The 17,253-nt window shown below is 68.4% G+C and carries 13 protein-coding genes; 10 read left to right on the top strand and 3 right to left on the bottom strand.

The window, feature by feature from the left end; genetic code table 11:
• Positions 1 to 19 precede the first annotated feature (19 nt).
• Complete coding sequence (locus tag ACFWP7_RS27205) at positions 20 to 583, bottom strand: NADPH-dependent FMN reductase (protein ID WP_384386064.1); 564 nt, start codon at positions 581 to 583, stop codon at positions 20 to 22.
• Positions 584 to 699: 116 nt separating this feature from the next.
• Here ACFWP7_RS27205 and ACFWP7_RS27200 point away from each other — a divergent pair, with 116 nt between their 5' ends.
• Positions 700 to 1,353 (top strand): helix-turn-helix domain-containing protein, encoded by a 654-nt coding sequence (locus ACFWP7_RS27200; RefSeq protein WP_365442491.1) that lies wholly within the window; start codon positions 700 to 702, stop codon positions 1,351 to 1,353.
• A gap of 36 nt (positions 1,354 to 1,389) precedes the next feature.
• Positions 1,390 to 2,508 carry a sulfite oxidase gene (locus ACFWP7_RS27195; protein ID WP_384386061.1) on the top strand — a complete coding sequence of 373 codons (1,119 nt, stop codon included), beginning with the start codon at positions 1,390 to 1,392 and terminating at the stop codon, positions 2,506 to 2,508.
• 60 nt (positions 2,509 to 2,568) lie between these two features.
• Here the strand turns inward: ACFWP7_RS27195 and ACFWP7_RS27190 are convergent, their stop codons facing one another.
• Positions 2,569 to 3,732: a glycoside hydrolase family 64 protein gene (locus ACFWP7_RS27190; protein ID WP_384386184.1), complete on the bottom strand. Its 1,164-nt coding sequence runs from the start codon at positions 3,730 to 3,732 to the stop codon at positions 2,569 to 2,571.
• 258 nt (positions 3,733 to 3,990) lie between these two features.
• Between ACFWP7_RS27190 and ACFWP7_RS27185 the strand changes: the two genes are divergently transcribed.
• A complete protein-coding gene (locus tag ACFWP7_RS27185; RefSeq protein ID WP_384386058.1) occupies positions 3,991 to 4,629 on the top strand; it encodes a hypothetical protein in 639 nt (212 codons plus the stop codon).
• Between the two features lie 99 nt (positions 4,630 to 4,728).
• On the opposite strand, the gene ACFWP7_RS27180 is transcribed toward ACFWP7_RS27185, so the two are convergent.
• Positions 4,729 to 6,837, bottom strand: coding sequence for an alpha-galactosidase (locus ACFWP7_RS27180; protein ID WP_384386055.1), 2,109 nt, complete (start codon positions 6,835 to 6,837; stop codon positions 4,729 to 4,731).
• 185 nt (positions 6,838 to 7,022) lie between these two features.
• On the opposite strand from ACFWP7_RS27180, the gene ACFWP7_RS27175 reads away from it, so the two are divergent.
• From ACFWP7_RS27175 to ACFWP7_RS27145, 7 genes are all read left to right on the top strand, one after another.
• A complete protein-coding gene (locus tag ACFWP7_RS27175) occupies positions 7,023 to 8,201 on the top strand; it encodes an ROK family protein (protein ID WP_384386053.1) in 1,179 nt (392 codons plus the stop codon).
• Positions 8,202 to 8,267: 66 nt separating this feature from the next.
• A complete protein-coding gene (locus tag ACFWP7_RS27170) occupies positions 8,268 to 9,581 on the top strand; it encodes an ABC transporter substrate-binding protein (RefSeq protein WP_384386050.1) in 1,314 nt (437 codons plus the stop codon).
• Between the two features lie 26 nt (positions 9,582 to 9,607).
• On the top strand, positions 9,608 to 10,540 hold the full coding sequence (locus ACFWP7_RS27165; protein ID WP_384386047.1) for a carbohydrate ABC transporter permease: 933 nt from the start codon (positions 9,608 to 9,610) through the stop codon (positions 10,538 to 10,540).
• A complete protein-coding gene (locus tag ACFWP7_RS27160) occupies positions 10,537 to 11,463 on the top strand; it encodes a carbohydrate ABC transporter permease (protein WP_384386045.1) in 927 nt (308 codons plus the stop codon). The genes ACFWP7_RS27165 and ACFWP7_RS27160 overlap by 4 nt, the downstream gene beginning before the upstream one ends.
• A gap of 77 nt (positions 11,464 to 11,540) precedes the next feature.
• Positions 11,541 to 13,379, top strand: coding sequence for an alpha-galactosidase D (locus ACFWP7_RS27155; protein ID WP_384386042.1), 1,839 nt, complete (start codon positions 11,541 to 11,543; stop codon positions 13,377 to 13,379).
• Between the two features lie 177 nt (positions 13,380 to 13,556).
• On the top strand, positions 13,557 to 15,989 hold the full coding sequence (locus ACFWP7_RS27150; RefSeq protein WP_384386039.1) for a glycoside hydrolase N-terminal domain-containing protein: 2,433 nt from the start codon (positions 13,557 to 13,559) through the stop codon (positions 15,987 to 15,989).
• Positions 15,986 to 17,242, top strand: coding sequence for an SGNH/GDSL hydrolase family protein (locus ACFWP7_RS27145; RefSeq protein ID WP_384386036.1), 1,257 nt, complete (start codon positions 15,986 to 15,988; stop codon positions 17,240 to 17,242). The genes ACFWP7_RS27150 and ACFWP7_RS27145 overlap by 4 nt, the downstream gene beginning before the upstream one ends.
• The last annotated feature ends 11 nt before the right edge of the window (positions 17,243 to 17,253 follow it).

Here is a 17,253-nt window from a genome sequence, read left to right as displayed (position 1 = left end):
CGGCCCCGCACGGGAGTTGTCAGGCGGCGCTCGGCGTACCGGCGTGACCGAAGAGGGTGCCGATGACCTCGGTGAGCTGAGCGGCGACCTCGGCGTCGTCGACCGGGTGGGTCTCGGCGAAGCGGGTCACGGAGCCCGGGATGGACAGCTTGACGTCCTCCAGGACGGTGCCGCCGGCGATGCCCACGGCCTTGCGGGCCTCGTCCTGCGCCCACACGCCGCCGAACTGGCCGTAAGCGGTGCCGACCACAGCGGTCGGCTTGCCGGCGAGGGCACTGGCGCCGTAGGGGCGCGACAGCCAGTCGATGGCGTTCTTCAGCACGGCCGGAATGGTGCCGTTGTACTCCGGCGAGAAGAGGAGGAACGCGTCGGCGCGGGCGGCGGCCTCCCGCAGACGGACGGCGGCGGCGGGCACGCTGCCCTCGACGTCGATGTCCTCGTTGTAGAAGGGGATCTCGGCCAGGCCCTCGAAAAGCTCCACCTCCGCGCCCTCGGGCGCGAGCTTGACGGCGGCCTCGGCGAGCTGGCGGTTGTGGGAGCCGGCACGAAGGCTGCCGACGAGGGCGACGATGTTTACGGACATGGATAACTCCCGAAGCTGAAACATTGCTGCAATAAAGCGGACCAAGGTCCGTTTAAAGTTGTATCACCGAAGTGGACCGCAGTCCAGTTGTCCTGGAGTGCCGTTACGCTGGCTTCATGTCCACCCCACTGCCGCCCTTTCCGAAGCGACAGGAACCGACCGACGAGCCGGTCCTGATGGAACTCGCACCCCGGGGCGACGCACCGCAACTGCGCGCCGACGCCGCGCGCAACCGTGCGCGTCTGCTGGAGGCCGCCGCCCGCCTGGTGGAGGAGCGGGGGGTGGCCAATGTGACGATGGAGGCCGTCGCCTGCGCTGCATCGGTGGGCAAGGGGACCGTCTTCCGGCGGTTCGGCGACCGTACCGGCCTCCTGATGGCGCTCCTCGACCACACCGAACAGCGGTTCCAGACCGGCTTCTTCAGCGGGCCGCCCCCGCTGGGCCCCGGTGCCTCACCGGTGGAGCGCCTGCACGCCTTCGGCTGCGCCACCCTGCGGCAGGCTTCCGAGCGGCTCGACCTCTACCTCGCCGCTGAACCGGACGCCTCCCGCCGCTTCAGCTCGGCCCCGTACCGCGTCCGTCTCATGCACGTCACCATGCTGCTCCGCCAGGCTGTCCCGGCCGCGGACACCGACCTCATCGCGCAGACCCTGATGGGGTATCTGGAACCCGCCCTGATCAACCACCTGACCCGCCAGTGCGGTATGCCCCTGGAGCGGCTGGAGTCGGGCTGGCACGACCTCGTGAACCGGAGCACCTGCTCGGTCTGATGGCGGTACCCCGCGGCGCGGGAGGACAATACGGCCATGGCGCATCGCCTTGGTGACGTGAGCGGGCCTGCCCAGGTGGCCGCGGCGGGTGAGGGGATCAGCCGGCAGGAGCTGGCCCTCGCCGCCCGGAACCATGGGCTGCCACTGGAGGCCCTACGGTACGACGTGACCCCTCCGGGGCTGCACTACGTACTCACGCACTACGACATCCCGTACATCGAGGGTTCCTCCTGGCGCCTGGACCTGGGGGGCCGGGTGCGGCAGCCGCGGGCACTCGGAATGGACGAGCTGAAGTCGTATACCCCGGTTACCGAGCGGGTGACCATGGAGTGCGCGGGCAATGGCCGGGCCCTGCTGACACCACGGCCGGTGAGTCAGCCGTGGCTGGTCGAGGCGGTCGGTACGGCGGAGTGGACCGGTGTGCCGCTGCGGGTGCTGCTCGCCGAGGCCGGAGTCCGGGCCGGGGCGGTGGACGTGGTGTTCACCGGCGCCGACCATGGAGTCGAGCGAGGCGTCGAGCAGGACTACCGGCGTGCGCTTCCACTGGACGTGGCCACCGGCGGCGAGCCCGAGGTTCTGGTGGCATACGAGATGAACGGTGCCCCGCTGCCTCCGCAGCACGGGCGTCCGCTGCGACTGGTGGTGCCCGGCTGGTACGGCATGGCCCATGTGAAGTGGCTGCGCGACATCACAGTGTCCGACACGCCGTTCACGGGCTTCCAGCAGGCCGTGGCCTACCAACTCCGGCAGGACGTCGGCGACGAGGGCGAACCGGTCACCCGGATCGCCCCGCGTGCCCTGCTGGTCCCGCCCGGCTTCCCGGACTTCATGTCCAGGGCGCGGGTGGTCCGGCCGGGCCCCGTGCCGTTGGAGGGACGGGCCTGGTCCGGGCGCGCGCCGGTCGCCCGGGTCGAGGTGAGCACGGACGACGGACGTACCTGGTACGAGGCGGAGCTGGACCCGGGGCACAAGCACCGGTGGTCCTGGCGGACCTGGCGCTTCGCCTGGACGGCCGCGCCGGGAAGCCATGTGCTCAGCGTGCGGGCCACCGATGCGGAGGGGCACACACAGCCGCTGGATCAACTGTGGAACCGGGGCGGCTTCGCGAACAACCTTGTCCAGCGGGTTCCCGTGCTCTGCGTGGAACCTGACTGAATCCCCGTGTGGGCGGCCGGAGGCGGACACCGACTCCGGCCGCCCTGACGTGAAGAACTGTCAGCTGAACGGATCCAGTGTGATGTAGGCCTGTTGCGGATTGCCGTCGTGCACGAGCGACTCGTGGGCGCCGACGTCGTCGAAGGCGAACGCGTAGGCCTTGCCGTCGGTCATCTGCGCATGGATCTGACGGGCGTAGTGGTTGGTCACCCCGTCCAGGTAGAAGCTCGCCGAGCCGGTGTCCGGCTGGTTGGGGTTGACCAGGAGGGTGGAGCGGTTGAAGCCCGCGCACAGGGTGCGGGAAATGGGGCCGCGCACCAGGTCGTTGGGCGCGTCGAGGAGCTTGTGGCAGCCGAAGATGCTGTCGGCGTCCGGCTTCTGGAAGCTGGTGACGACCGCTCCGGCGCTGTTCGTGAAGTTCATGACGTTCCCCGAGACCCGGCCGTAGTACTTCGTGTTCGGCTGGTCGACGAAGGGCGTCACCGTCAGCGTCGACGAACTGTACTTCGCCCACACGCGGTTGACGTAGTCGTCCATGACGGTGGTGGGCAGTACGCCAGACCCGACCGCGTGGCCGGGGGCGAGGGCCCGCAGCACGGTGCCGTCGGACCGGGTCTGGATCAGATTCGCCCAGCCGCCGGACTGGCCGCGCAGGGCGTTGAGGACCGTGTTGTACCCACCCGCCTTGAGGTGACCGGTCGACTTCGTCGAACCGTCGGCGAGCTGGACGCCGACGGCGTACGGGGCCGAGAACATGTCCACCTGTGTGCTGTTGAGCCACAGACCGGCGTCGTTGAGTGTGTACTCGGACCAGTTGAAGAGGATGTTGCGATTCGGGTCGCTCGGATTCTGTACGGCCGGCTGCACCAGACCGCCGGTCGTCAGCCGGAAGTCGAGCTTCTGTCCGTAGGAGAAGTAGATCCGGCCCGAGAACTTGGGGATCCGGATCGTCACCGACTGCCCGTTGGCGGGCCCGGCGATCGAGGCGTCCGGTGCGGGCGTCGGCGGATTGCCGCCGGCGGGCCAAACGTGGAACGTGCCGTTCGCGTCGGCCCAGCCCTGCTGCCCGGTCGTCAGCAGTGTGCCGAGGTTGTAGATGTAGATCGGGTCGGCGCGGCCCGAGCTGTTCGTGAACTTCAGCGGGATGGTCGCCGGGACGGCGGCCTCGGCCCCGGCCGGGGCCCCGAACGTCAACAGGGCTGCGGCGAGGGTGGCCGCGGCCATCGCCAGGGACCGCCACCTGAGTCTTTTGAGCACGCTCTGGTCCTCCTTCGGACGGGATGCCTCCGCTTTTCCTGAGAGCGCTCTCACGATTGCGCCGAGCTGCGTACATGTCAACGCTTCGCGCAGAGTTGGTCTGGTCCGGTTGGGGCGGCTCGAATCGGGGCCGGGGGGTACTCCAATGGATCCGTGCCGTTCGCGGACCCCGGCATCCGCACGGAGCATGAGGGAGTCCCGTACGGAAGGAAGAGGACGAGCCCCATGACCAGACGCATCCCCTCCGGTACCGGCCGATCGGACCGATCCCGCAGGATCGCCGCCGCGTTCCTGGCCACGCTCACCTGCGGCGCCGCGCTCGTCTCGTGCGGTTCGGACAGTGACAACGACAGTGGTACGTCCGTGAGCCCGCGCCCCACCGCGCCCGACGAGTCCTCCTTCACGGGGGAGGCGCCGTCCGCGCTGGCTTCCGAGGCCGCGTCGGCCATCGACTCCGCCCAGGCCTCGGCGTCGGCGATGGCCTCCTCCGCGTCCGCCGAGGCCTCCGCGTTCGAGGCCTCGGTCTCGGCCGACACAGCGCGGGCCGCTGCGGCGGCGCAGGCCGAGCTGAAGAACGTACGGGGCAGCGGCAACGCGAGGTCCGAGGTCGCCGTCACCGGGTTGCCGAGGGCGCAGACCGGTGGGCTGCTCGCCGTGCTCGTCGCCATCACCAACAAGACCGACCAGCAGGCCTCCTACGCCGTGCAGATCGACTTCGAGGACTCCGACGGCAAGGTCGTGGAGAGCCGGTTCGTGGGAGCGCAGGACCTCGAACCGGGCGAGCGGGCCGAACCCGTCGCCATCAGCAGGGAGCCCGTCGAGCCCAGGCTGACCCCGCGGCTGGCGAAGGCCCAGAGGTACTGACGCGCCGCCCGTCCCCGGTGGCGGAGCATGGAGACGGGGGACTTGGAAGACATCGTGGACGCGCTCAACACCGAGCGCGTCCACGACTGTTGAGAAACCTCAGGCTGCCGGTTCCCGCACCAGGTGCAGGGCCGCGCTGGACCAGTCGCCCGGCGGCAGGGCGACGTGCAGGCCGTACTCGGCGAGCACGGCGGCGTGGTGCACGGCACCCGTGCGGGCGTCGCGGTAGCGGGCCCCGGGGGTCAGGCCGCGCAGCCGCACCGGCAGGTGCGGGGCGCCGTGGCGGGAGACACGCCGATACACCAGGAGCAGGCTCTCCGAGGCATCCGCGGCGGTGTACTGCACCGCGGAGACGGCGTCCTCGGCCGGTGGCGCCAGACGGTCGAGCCTGCCGTGCTGCACGAGATGGCGTACCTGCTTGTACTCGGCCACCAGGGCCGCGCCCTCCCGCAGTTCCTCCTCGGACCAGTGGGTGAGATCGCCTCCGATGCCCAGCGCGCCGGCCATCGCCACATGGAAACGGAAGCGCAGCGGAACCGTGCGGCCGGTGAGCTGGTTCGGCACGTCCGTCACCCACGCGCCCATCGTGCGCGCGGGGTAGATCTGGCCGTAGCCGTGCTGGATCCCCATCCGGTCGGCGGCGTCGGTGTTGTCCGACGCCCACGCCTGGTCCGTACGGGACAGGATGCCCAGGTCGACGCGGCCGCCACCACCGCTGCACGCCTCGATCCGCAGCTCCGGATGATCCGCGCGGAGGCGGTCGAGCACGTCGTACAGATTGCGGACGTACTGGGGTCCCAGGCGATCGGTGCCGTCGGGCCGGCCGGGCCAGCCGGCCTCGCTGAACGCCCGGTTCATGTCCCACTTGAGGAAGTCGATGCCGTGGTCCCCGACCAGCCGGGTCAGCCAGTCGTACGCCCAGTCCGCGACATCGCGGCGGGCGAAGTTCAGGACCAGCTGGTTGCGCAGCTCGGAGCGCGGGCGGTCGGTGAAGTGCAGGACCCAGTCCGGGTGTTGGCGGTAGAGGTCGCTGTCAGGATTGACCATCTCCGGCTCCACCCACAGGCCGAAACTCATCCCCAGCCGGTGCACCGCGTCGACCAGCGGGGTCAGTCCGTCCGGGAAGCGCTCGGGGGTGGGTGTCCAGTCGCCGAGGCCCGCGTGGTCGCTGCGGCGCGCTCCGAACCAGCCGTCGTCGACGACGTACAGCTCGACCCCGAGCTCCGCCGCCCGCTCGGCGAGCGCCTTCTGGCTGACCTCGTCGACATCGAAGCCCGTCGCCTCCCAGGAGTTGTAGAGCACCGGCGCGACCTCGTCCGGATGCGGCAGGACATGGGCCAGGGTGTACGCGTGCCAGGCACGGCTGGCCGCACCGAAGCCGCCTTCGGTGAACAGGCCGGCGAACGGGGGAGTGGTGAACTCCTCGCCCGGCGTGAGCGGCACGTTCGTACCGTCGTGGCCGACGCCTCCGGTGAATCCGGCCCGTCCGTCGGGGGTCCGCTGCGCGGTGATCCGCCAGCTCCCGCTCCAGACGAGGGCCGCGCTCCATACCCGGCCGTGCTCCTCGGTGGCCTCGCCCGCGTCGAGCATCACCCACGGGTTCGCGTGGTGGCTGGTGATACCGCGACGGCTGGTCAACACCGTCTCGCCGTACGGCAGTTGGTCCCGGCGCAGCTGGCTCTCGGCGGACCACTGACCGGTGACGTGACTGAGGCGGTAGTCCCGCAGCGGAGGCAGGCTCCAGGCGGCCGAGTCGGTGCGCAGCAGGGTGACGGGCTCGTCACCGGCGTTGCGGACGACGGTCCAGCGTTCGATGACGTCAGTATCGCCCTGGACGCGGTAGTGGAGCGTCACATGCAGGGGGTACTGGCGGTCGCGGAAGGCCAGCGCCAGCTCGTCGTCGGTGACCCGCAGACCGGTGGACTGCCACTCGAAGGCGCGTGATCCGTCCGCGAACCGGACCTGGAGCGACGGGGGTCCGTAGCGCGTGCCGCCGTCGACGGGAAGTTCCTCCCCGACGGGGGAGATGCCCTCGAAGCTGCTGGCCGCCGGAGCCGGGGGTACGACGAGGGCCTCCGCCTCCGCGAGTGTCAGCCGTGGCCCCCACGCGAGATGGCAGGGCGCCCCGGTCTCGTCGACTCTCAGCGCGTACGACGTGTTCGGTGTGGCCAGCAGCCAGACCCCGGTGTCCGGGGCGAAGGAGATCATCTACAGGGGTCCTCACGTTCCAGGTGGTGCCACGAGATGGTCGAAAGCCAACCGCGACCTTCGATCATGTGTCAACACCTTGTCCGCATCTGTCTTTTGCAGGCGAGGGGTACGTCAGGGAAGGCGCCCAAGATAATCCTGCTTCTTTTATTGACAGCAGAAAATAAGGGACTTAGGTTCCGGCCATGCGCTCGACCAGTCGAACAGAGACGTTCCCCGGTCACACACCGGCCGTCTCTCAGATTTTCACCACCGTGCTCTCCCACGGTCCGCTCACGCGGTCGGAGATAGCGGGGCGGACCCAGCTGTCCGCGGCGGCGGTGACCAAGGCGGTCCGGCCGCTGATCGAGGCCGGGTACCTCCAGGAAGACGTCGACGAGGACGCACGGCAGGCGTCCCTCGGCAGGCCGGCCAACCCGGTGCTGGTCGACGGAGGCCGGGCGCTGTTCATCGGGATCAAGATGACGGGCGACGAACTCATCGCCGTACTCACGGACCTGTGCTGCCGCATCCGGGTCGCCCGGCATGTGCCGCTCACCGCGCGCGACCCCAAGGCGGTGCTGGCGTCGACCGCGGGTCTTGTGCAGGAGCTGCTGACGGAGGCCGACGGGTTCGGGGTCCAGGTACAGGGCCTGGGCATCGCGGTCTCCGGCGATGTGGACCGCGCGGCGGGGGTGGTGCGGTACTCACCCTTCCTGGAGTGGCGCGACGTGCCGCTCGCCGATCTGGCCCGGATGACGACGGGACTGCCGGTCACCGTCGACAACGACGTCCGGGCGCTGACCGTCGCCGAGCAGTGGTTCGGCGCCGGGGTCGGTCTCTCCGACTTTGCCGTGGTGACCGTCGGCGCCGGCATCGGCTGCGGTCTCGTGGTGCACGGGCAGGTCGTGAACGGCGCGTACGGCGTGGCGGGCGAGATCGGGCACGTCGCCATCGACCCGGCCGGCCCCCTCTGCCACTGCGGCAACCGCGGCTGTGTGGAGGCGATCGCGGCGGATTCGGCGATCGTCAGCAGGATCCGGGAGGTGACCGGCGTTCAGGTCGCCGACGCCGCCCAGGCCCTGGACCTCGCCCATGACGGGGACCCCGGAGCGCGGGAGGTGTACGCACGCGCGGGGGAGGCGATCGGCCGCGGTATCGCGACCGTCGCCAATCTGTTCGGCCCCGAGCGTGTGATCATCTCCGGTGAGGGGCTGGCGGCGTACGACCTGTTCGCCGAGCAGATCCGGGACACGTTCGCCGCCGCCGCCTTCGGGTCGGCCGGGCGGTGCGACGTACAGACCCGTCCCCTGCCCTTCGAGGAATGGGCGCGAGGGGCCGCGGCCACCGCGATCCAGTCCTTCATACGAGCCGACACGTACTGACCTTCAGACTCGTCAACACCCCAACCCACCAGCAGTGACAAGCACTGATACGCACGAGGAGCAACGATGACGCAGCAGAGCCGCAATCCCTTGGCTGCGCGCGGACCCAGCCGCCGCAGAGTGACCGGTGGTCTGATGGGGCTCGGGGCCGCCGCCCTGGCCGCGCCCGTTCTGACCGCGTGCGGTGGGGGACCGGGAGCCGACCCGAAGACGGTCACCTTCGGGTCCAACGGCGCCGACGCCACCCCGAAGAAGGCCTACACCACCGTCACCGACGCCTTCACCAAGGACAGCGGGCTGACGGTCAAGACGAACACCGTCGACCACGACACCTTCCAGAAGAGCATCACCACCTACCTCCAGGGCACCCCGGACGACGTCTTCACCTGGTTCGCGGGCTACCGCATGCAGTACTTCGCCAAGAAGAAGCTCGCCAGCCCGATCGACGAGGTGTGGGACAAGATAGGCGGCGGCTTCAGCGATGCCGCCAAGCAGCTCTCCAAGGGCGAGGACGGCAAGTACTACTTCGTGCCGCTGTACAACTACCCGTGGGGCGTCTTCTACCTGAAGAGCGTGTTCGCGGACCGCGGCTACGAAGTCCCGCAGAAGTGGAGCGAGTTCGTCGCGCTCGCCAAGAAGATGAAGGCGGACGGCCTCGACCCGATCACCTCCGGGTACGGCGGCGGCGACACCTGGAGCATCCTCGGCGCCTTCGACTACATCGACCTGCGGGCCAACGGCTACGACTTCCACATGTCGCTGCTGCGCGGCGAGACCTCCTGGACCGACAAGCGCGCCGTCGCGATCCTCGACACCTGGCGTGAACTGACTCCCTACTACCAGGCGAGCGGCGGCGGCCGTTCCTGGCAGGACGCCGCGCAGAGCCTGATCGACAAGAAGTCCGGCATGTCGGTCACCGGCCTCTTCATCGGGCAGCAGATCACCGACGAGGCGGTCCGCGGCGACCTCGACTTCTTCCCCTTCCCCGAGATCGACTCCGCGTACGGGCAGGACGCCGTCGAGGCCCCCACCGACGGGTTCATGCTCAGCCGCAGCCCCAAGAACGAGGACGGCGCCACGAAGTTCCTGGAGTTCCTCGGCGGCGCGAAGGCCGAGGAACTGTACGCGGGCGTCGACCCGAGCAACCTCGGTGTCAACGACACGACCTCCACCGCCTCGTACAACGCCCTGCAGAAGAAGTCGGCCGATCTCATCGGCGCCGCCAAGAACATCAGCCAGTTCGCGGACCGCGACAGTGACCCGGGCTTCATCTCCACCGTCGTACTCCCCGGTCTGACCGAGTGGCTCAGCCACCCCGACGACGGCACCGAGACGCTGAAGAAGATCGAGTCCCAGCGCTCGCGCTACTTCACGGCCTGATCAGGACCGGAAAGGTCGCACGCACCGTGTCCTCCGTACCCTCACTCCGCACCGTCCGTAAACGCGCCCGCAGTCTCGGTCGCGGCGACCGGATCTTCCTGACCGTCATCATCGGCATCCCGCTTGCCGCGCTTCTCTTCTTCGTGTGGCTCCCCGCACTGGCCTCGGTCGCGCTGTCCTTCACCACCTGGGACGGCATTGAACTGACCGACATCCAGTGGATCGGCCTGGAGAACTACAAGGAGATCTTCACCAACTACCCGCCGTTCTGGCCTGCGGTGCAGCACAACGTGATCTGGTTGCTGTTCACGGCCCTGCTGCCCACGCCGTTCGGCATCTTCCTCGCCTACCAGCTCGACCGGAAGATCCGCTTCACGAGGATCTACCAGACCGCGATCTTCCTGCCGATGGTGCTCTCCCTGGCCGTCGTGGGCTTCATCTGGGAGATCATCTACAACCCGGACACGGGGCTCCTCAACGGCCTTCTGAGTTCCCTCGGTTCCAGCCAGCACATCGACTGGCTCGGCAACCCCGACCTCAACCTGTGGGCCGTGCTTGTCGCTTCGGCCTGGCGGCACACCGGCTACATCATGATCCTTTACTTGGCCGGTCTGAAGGGCTTCGACCCGGCGCTCAAGGAGGCCGCCGCGCTCGACGGCGCCAACGGCCGCCAGACCTTCCTGCGCGTGGTCTTCCCGGCCCTCAAGCCGGTCAACATCATCATCCTGGTCGTCACGGTCATGGAGTCCCTGCGGGCCTTCGACATCGTGTACGTCCTCGGCGGCGGCGTCGGCAGCAAACCCGGCATGGAACTGCTCTCCCTCCTCATCACCGACAACATCATCGGCGAGTCCAGCCACATCGGTTACGGGTCCGCCCTCGCGGTCATCCTGCTCCTGGTCTCCCTTGCCGCCATCGGCACCTTCCTCTTCCAGACCGTCCGCAAGGAGGACCAGTGACCACGACCGTGCCGCGTCCGGCCTCCCGTCTGCGGGCCAGGCGCGATCCCCAGTCCCATGACGGCCCGTCCAAGCCCCGTAGCCAGGTCGGCCGTCATGTGATGCTGGCCAGCATCGCCCTGCTCTGGCTGATCCCGCTGCTGTGGGCCATCTACACTTCGCTGCGCCCCTACTCGGACACCGCGAAGAACGGCTACCTCTCCTGGCCGCACAGCCTGAGCTTCGGCAACTTCACGGACGCCTGGGAACAGTCCGGGATGCCGCACTTCTTCTGGAACTCGGTCCTCATCACGGTTCCGGCGGTCCTGGGCACCCTGCTGTTCTCGGCGGCGGTCGCCTTCTTCGTCTCCCGCTTCGACTTCCGCTGGAACATCGTCCTGCTGATGCTGTTCACCGCGGGTAACCTGCTGCCGGCCCAGGTCCTCATCACCCCGCTGTACAAGCTGTATCTCCTCATCCCGCTGCCGTACTGGATGACTGATTCGCTGCTTCTGTACAACTCGATCTGGGGCATCATCTTCATCCACATCGCCTACCAGTGCGGGTTCTGCACCTTTGTCCTCAGTAACTACATGAAGACGATCCCCAAGGAGATCTCCGAGGCGGCACTCGTCGACGGCGCTCCCATCTGGCGGCAGTTCTTCCAGATCATCCTGCCGCTGTGCCGGCCGGCCTTCGCCGCTCTCGCGACCCTCGAGTCGATCTGGATCTACAACGACTTCTTCTGGCCGCTCGCCCTCATCGAGACCGGCGACAAGCGCCCCGTCACCTCCGCCCTGGCCAACCTCCAGGGTGCATACTTCACCAACCCCAACCTGATCGCGGCCGGTGCGCTCATGACCGCGATCCCCACGCTGCTGGTGTACTTCGCGCTTCAGCGCCAGTTCATCAGCGGGCTCACGATCGGCTCCGGCAAGGGCTGAGCCGCCGGAACGCAGGGGCTTGAGCCGCCCTGTGCCCCAACCGTCCCGTTGACAACGTCGTCCTGGAGGTCGGACCCATGCGGTCATCCTCGTTCTTCACCATGCCCGGAGCCACGCCACGCTCCGGCCGTCGTGCCATAAGAGCCGTGCTCGTCATCGCCCTCACCGCGGGCGTGGCGACCGCCGTCCCGGCGGCTCAGGCGGAAACACCCACGCCCGCCGCCGCGCCGGCCACCACCGCGCTGGCCGCCAAGCCGTTCATGGGCTGGTCGAGCTGGAGCATGCAGTCGTCCAAGTACCCGGGTCTCAACCCGGACGGCGACTACAGCTACCTCACCGAGGCGAACATCCTCAAGCAGGCGGACGCCCTCGCGGCCAAGCTGAAGCCCTACGGCTACGAGTACGTCAACATCGACGCCGGCTGGTGGATGGACAAGACCTGGAAGTCCGGGTTCGACCAGTACGGCCGCCAGACGCCCGACCCGGTCCGTTTCCCCAGTGGCATGAAGTCGGTCGCCGACCACATCCACTCCAAGGGCCTCAAGGCCGGCATCTACCTGCCGGTCGGCCTGGAGAAGGGGGCGTACAACGACGGCAAGACGCCGATCTGGAACGCCGAGGGCTGCACCACGGCCGACATCGTCTACAGCGACCTGCGCACCACCAACGGCTGGGACAGCGCGTACAAGATCGACTTCTCCAACCCGTGCGCGCAGAAGTACGTCGACTCCCAGGCGCAGCAGTTCGCCGATTGGGGTTACGACTTCCTGAAGCTGGACGGCGTGGGCCCCGGCTCCTTCAAGAGCGGTGACCAGTACAACAACGTCGCCGACGTGGCCGCGTGGCAGAAGGCCATAGCCACCGCCGGGCGACCGATCCATTTCGAGGTCTCCTGGTCGCTCGACATCGCGCACGCCGCCGACTGGAAGCAGTACTCCAACGGCTGGCGCATCGACACCGACGTCGAGTGCTACTGCAACACGCTGGTCACCTGGGAGAACTCGGTCGAGGACCGGTGGGACGACTCCCCCGCGTGGAGCAACAAGGCAGGCCCCGGCGGCTGGAACGACCTCGACGCCATCGACGTCGGCAACGGCGAGATGGACGGCCTCACCAAGGCCGAGCGGCAGAGCTACATGACCCTGTGGGCCATCAACAAGTCGCCCCTCTACACCGGTGACGACCTCACCAAGCTGGACAGCTACGGCGTCTCCCTGCTGACCAACAAGGAAGTCATCGCCGTCGACCAGAGCGCCTCGCCCGTCGCGCGTCCGGTCACCTCGGTCAACGACCAGCAGGTCTGGGGCAGCAAGAACGCCGACGGCAGCTACACCGTCGCCCTCTTCAACCTCGGCGAATCGCCGGCCGCCGTCACCGCCAACTGGGCGTCCTTCGGGTTCACCGGCAACGCCTCCGTGCGCGACCTGTGGAACAAGTCGAACCTCGGTACCTACCAGAACAAGATCACCGCGACGCTGCCCGCGCACGGTTCGCGGCTGTTCACCGTCAAGCCCGGCGGCACCACGCTGGCGACGACGAGCTACGAGGCCGAGGCTCCGGCCAACACCCTCTCGGGCAACGCCTCCGTCGGCGGCTGCGACGCCTGCTCCGGCGGCAAGAAGGTCGGGAACCTCTACAGCGGTGGCAAGCTGCAGTTCAACGACGTCACGGTGAAGAAGGACGGGATCTACACCGTCAAGATCGCCTACGTCAGCGGCGACGCCCGCTCGGTGAACGTCTTCTCCAACAGCGGCAACGGCACCAGCCAGAAGTTCCCCTCCACGGGCGACTGGAGCACGGCCGAGACCATCAGCGTCCAGCTGGCGCTGAAGGCTGGCACCAACACGATCACCCTCGACAGCGGCAGCGGATACGCGCCGGACATCGACAGGATCGTCGTTCCGCAGTCGGTCTGAGTTCAGCTGTCCGATCTGCTTCCCCGCGGGGCCCGGTGACCTGAACCCGGGCCCCGCGGGGAACCGTCCCAACGCCGACGTCGCCTGCGGTGCCCCCCATCTCCCTTTTCCGCAGCGGTCGTTCCCCCACCGGCCATGCCCGTATGAGCCGTTCCCGCACGAGCCGTTCCCCCGGATATGGAGTGCACAACCGTGGACATCCAGCACACGAAACCCAGTGACAACACGCCCAGCCGCAGAGGCTTCCTCGCTCTCGCCGCCGCTGCCGGCGCGGGTACCGCACTCGGGATTCTGCCCACCTTCACCGCTTCGGCGGCCCCCCTGCGCCCCACCGAGTCGCCCATGCTCTCCGCGGCCGACGCCGCGAAGAACCAGCTCTGGTGGCAGGCTCCCGGCTCCTCCAACTCGATGATCGAGCAGGGGCTGCCGGTCGGAAACGGGCGCCTTGGGGCGCTCGCGAGCAACGATCCCTCCAGCGAACTTCTGATGATCAGTGACGCCACCCTGTGGACCGGTGGTCTCAACGACAAGCTGGAGAGCGACGGCCAGTTCCCCTACGGCCGCGCCGACTTCGGCTCCCTGACCCTGCTGGCCGAGCTCACCGTCGCCATCCCGGACCACGACCTGGGCAACGTCAACAACTACCGGCGCACCCTCGACCTGGCGCAGGGCCTGCTCAGCACCTCGTACGAGATCTCCGGCGTGACCTACGAGCGGCAGGTCTTCGCCAGCCGCCCGGACGATGTCATCGTCCTCTACTTCTCCCAGAAGGGCGGCGGCTCCTACACCGGTACCGTCGACCTCGCCGGCACCCACGGCGAGTCCACCACCGCCAACAGTGCGGGACGGTACGCCTCGTTCGGCGCCACCTTCGCCAACGGCCTGAAGTACGGCGCCGCCGTCACCGCCTACAGCGGCACCGGCCGGGTCCGCGTCGACGGTACGTCGCTCACCTTCAGCGGCTGCAAGGACCTCACCGTCGTGTTCAGCGGCGGCACCAACTACGCGCCCGACGCCGCCGCGAAGTACCGCGACCCGTCCGTGAATCCTCAGAGTCTGGCCAGGACCAAGGTCCTGAACGCGGCCGGCCACTCGGTGAGCAGCCTGCTGCACACCCATGTCGCCGACTTCCGCCCCCTGTTCGCCCAGCTTGACATCAGCCTGGGCACCTCGTCCGCCGCACAGCGCGAGCTCGACACCTGGGAGCGGGTGCAGGCGCGCCACCGCGACGGTGTTCCCGACCCGGAACTGGAGGCCGCCTACCTGCAGTTCAGCCGCTATCTGATGATCTCCGGATCACGGGGCAGCCTGCCGATGGGCCTCCAGGGCCCGTGGCTGGACGGCAACGACCCGGACTGGATGGGCGACTACCACACCGACATCAACATCCAGATGAACTACTGGATGGCCGACCGGGCGGGCCTCTCCGACTGTTTCGACGCCTACACGGACTACTGCCTCGCGCAGCTGCCCGACTGGACAGAGGTCACGCAGCGGCTGTTCAACGTCTCGACCAACAGGTTCCGCAACTCCAGTGGCAAGGTCGCCGGCTGGGCCGTGGCGTTTTCCACGAACCCCTACGGCGGAAGCGGCTGGTGGTGGCACCCGGCAGGCAACGCCTGGCTCGTCCAGAGCCTGTTCGAGCACTACGAGTACACCCAGGACAGCGCCTACCTCAAGAAGATCTACCCCCTGATCAAGGGAGCGGTGGAGTTCTGGGAGGCCCGCCTCATCACCACGACCGTCACCGACGCGTCGGGGGCCAAGCGCGAGGTCCTGATCGACGACAGCGACTGGTCGCCCGAGCACGGCCCGCAGGACGCCAAGGGCCTCACCTACGCCCAGGAACTGGTGTGGGGCCTCTTCGGGAACTTCCACACCGCTTCCGAACTGCTCGGCAAGGACGCCTCCTACCGGAAGACCATCGACGGTCTGCGTGAGCGCCTGTACCTGCCCGTGGTCAGCCCCACGAGCGGCTGGCTGGAGGAGTGGATGTCGCCCGACAACCTCGGCGAGACCACGCACCGGCACCTGTCCCCGCTCATCAACCTGTTCCCCGGCGACCGGATCCGCCCCGACGAGTCGACGCCCAAGGACATCCTGGACGGCGCGACGGCGCTCCTCACCGCGCGCGGCATGGTCAGCTTCGGCTGGGCCCAGGCCTGGCGTGCCCTGTGCTGGGCGAGGCTGAAGGACGCCGACAAGGCGTACCAGCTCGTCGGCAACAACCTGAAGCCGTCGGTCAACGGCAGCAACGGCAGCGCCATGAACCTCTTCGACATCTACGAGGTCGAGCAGGGTCGTGGCATCTTCCAGATCGAGTCGAACTTCGGTACCGGAGCCGCGATCATCGAGATGCTGCTCTACTCGCGCCCGGGACACGTCGAGCTGCTGCCCGCGCTGCCCGCCGCCTGGGCGGAAGCGGGCTCGGTGTCCGGCGTGGGCGTCCGCGGCGGCTTCGTGGCCGACCTGAGCTGGAAGAAGGGCAAGGTCACGCAGGTGAAGCTGAAGAGCGTGGGCGGCCGTGCCACGACGCTCGTCGCGGGCGGCGCCTCGCGGAAGATCAGCCTGAAGCCCGGTGAGTCCGTCACACTGCGGAACCTGGGATGAGGCCCGCCTCCTACCGGCGCCTGGTGGCGGGCGCCGTATCAGCCCTGGTCATAGCGGTCTGCGGACCCCTGACGTCCTCATCGGCGACACAGCAGCAGTCTTCGCCGCAGGCCCCGACGGTCGCCACGGCGGCCCCGGTCGCCGCGAAGGGCAAGCACTCCGTCGTCACCTGGGGCGCCAGCGCCGACCGGCAGAGCGAGGGACCCGCCGACCGCAGCTACCGGCTGATCGTGCGCACCAGCGTCGGCGGCTCGAACATGCGGATCCGGCTGTCCAACGCCTTCGGCGAGAACCCGGTGACCTTCACGACCGCTTACGCGGGACTGCAGAAGCAGGGCGCGGAGCTGGTCAGCGGCTCCAACCGGAAGCTCTCCTTCGGCGGGGCCGCGTCCGTCACCGTCCCGGCCGGTGAGACCGTGCTCAGCGATCCGCTGCCCGGGAAACTGGCCGCCCAGAGCAATCTGGTCATCAGCCTGTACGTGACGGGCGCCAAGGGACCGACGACCGGCCACGGCATGGCCATGCAGACCAACTACGCGACCGCGGGCAACCACGCCGCGGAGGAGGGCGCTGCCAGTTGGACCGATCCGATGGGGTCCTGGTACTGGCTGGACGCCGTCAACGTGGAGACCTCCACGTCCATCGGCTCCCTGGTGGCCCTCGGTGACTCCATCACCGACGGCTGGCAGTCCAGCACCGACCTGAACCGGCGCTGGCCTGACTACCTCTCCCGTCGTCTCCAGGAGGCGAACACCCCTGTCAAGGGCGTCGCCAACGAAGGGATCTCCGGGAACAAGGTGCTGGCGGACGGGGCCGGGCAGAGCGCGCTGAACCGTCTGCAGCGCGATGTGCTCTCCCAGCCCGGCGTGCGCACGGTCTTCCTGTTCGAGGGCGTCAATGACATCAAGGCGCACTCGGGAGTCACGGCCCAGGACATGATCGAGGGCTACCGGAAGATCATCGAGCAGGCCCACGCGGCCGGCAAGTGCGTCGTCGGCTCCACCATCGCTCCCTTCAAGGGCTGGTCCGAGTGGGACGCGGCGGCGGAGTCCGTACGCCTGGAGATCAACGAATTCGTGAGGAACAGCGGCGAGTTGGACGCTGTCACCGACTTCGACCAGATCCTGCGCAGCCCTTACGACCACGAAAGGATCTCGCCGTTCTTCGACAACGGCGATCACCTGCACCCCAATGACGTGGGGATGGGCGCGATGGCCGACGCGGTCGACATCGGGAGCCTGACCTCCTGCTGAGGCCAGGCTCC

It is taken from the genome of Streptomyces sp. NPDC058470, from assembly GCF_042721055.1.
Classification (GTDB): Bacteria; Actinomycetota; Actinomycetes; order Streptomycetales; family Streptomycetaceae; genus Streptomyces.
This window is presented reverse-complemented; position numbering and strand designations above follow the sequence as displayed.

Excerpts from the sequence above, each read along its gene's own strand:
- ACFWP7_RS27205 (WP_384386064.1), bottom strand. The coding sequence starts at position 583 with ATGTCCGTAAACATCGTCGCCCTCGTCGGCAGCCTTCGTGCCGGCTCC.
- ACFWP7_RS27200 (WP_365442491.1), top strand. The coding sequence starts at position 700 with ATGTCCACCCCACTGCCGCCCTTTCCGAAGCGACAGGAACCGACCGAC.
- ACFWP7_RS27195 (WP_384386061.1), top strand. The coding sequence starts at position 1,390 with ATGGCGCATCGCCTTGGTGACGTGAGCGGGCCTGCCCAGGTGGCCGCG.
- ACFWP7_RS27190 (WP_384386184.1), bottom strand. The coding sequence starts at position 3,732 with ATGGCCGCGGCCACCCTCGCCGCAGCCCTGTTGACGTTCGGGGCCCCG.
- ACFWP7_RS27185 (WP_384386058.1), top strand. The coding sequence starts at position 3,991 with ATGACCAGACGCATCCCCTCCGGTACCGGCCGATCGGACCGATCCCGC.
- ACFWP7_RS27180 (WP_384386055.1), bottom strand. The coding sequence starts at position 6,837 with ATGATCTCCTTCGCCCCGGACACCGGGGTCTGGCTGCTGGCCACACCG.
- ACFWP7_RS27175 (WP_384386053.1), top strand. The coding sequence starts at position 7,023 with ATGCGCTCGACCAGTCGAACAGAGACGTTCCCCGGTCACACACCGGCC.
- ACFWP7_RS27170 (WP_384386050.1), top strand. The coding sequence starts at position 8,268 with ATGACGCAGCAGAGCCGCAATCCCTTGGCTGCGCGCGGACCCAGCCGC.
- ACFWP7_RS27155 (WP_384386042.1), top strand. The coding sequence starts at position 11,541 with ATGCGGTCATCCTCGTTCTTCACCATGCCCGGAGCCACGCCACGCTCC.
- ACFWP7_RS27150 (WP_384386039.1), top strand. The coding sequence starts at position 13,557 with ATGGAGTGCACAACCGTGGACATCCAGCACACGAAACCCAGTGACAAC.
- ACFWP7_RS27145 (WP_384386036.1), top strand. The coding sequence starts at position 15,986 with ATGAGGCCCGCCTCCTACCGGCGCCTGGTGGCGGGCGCCGTATCAGCC.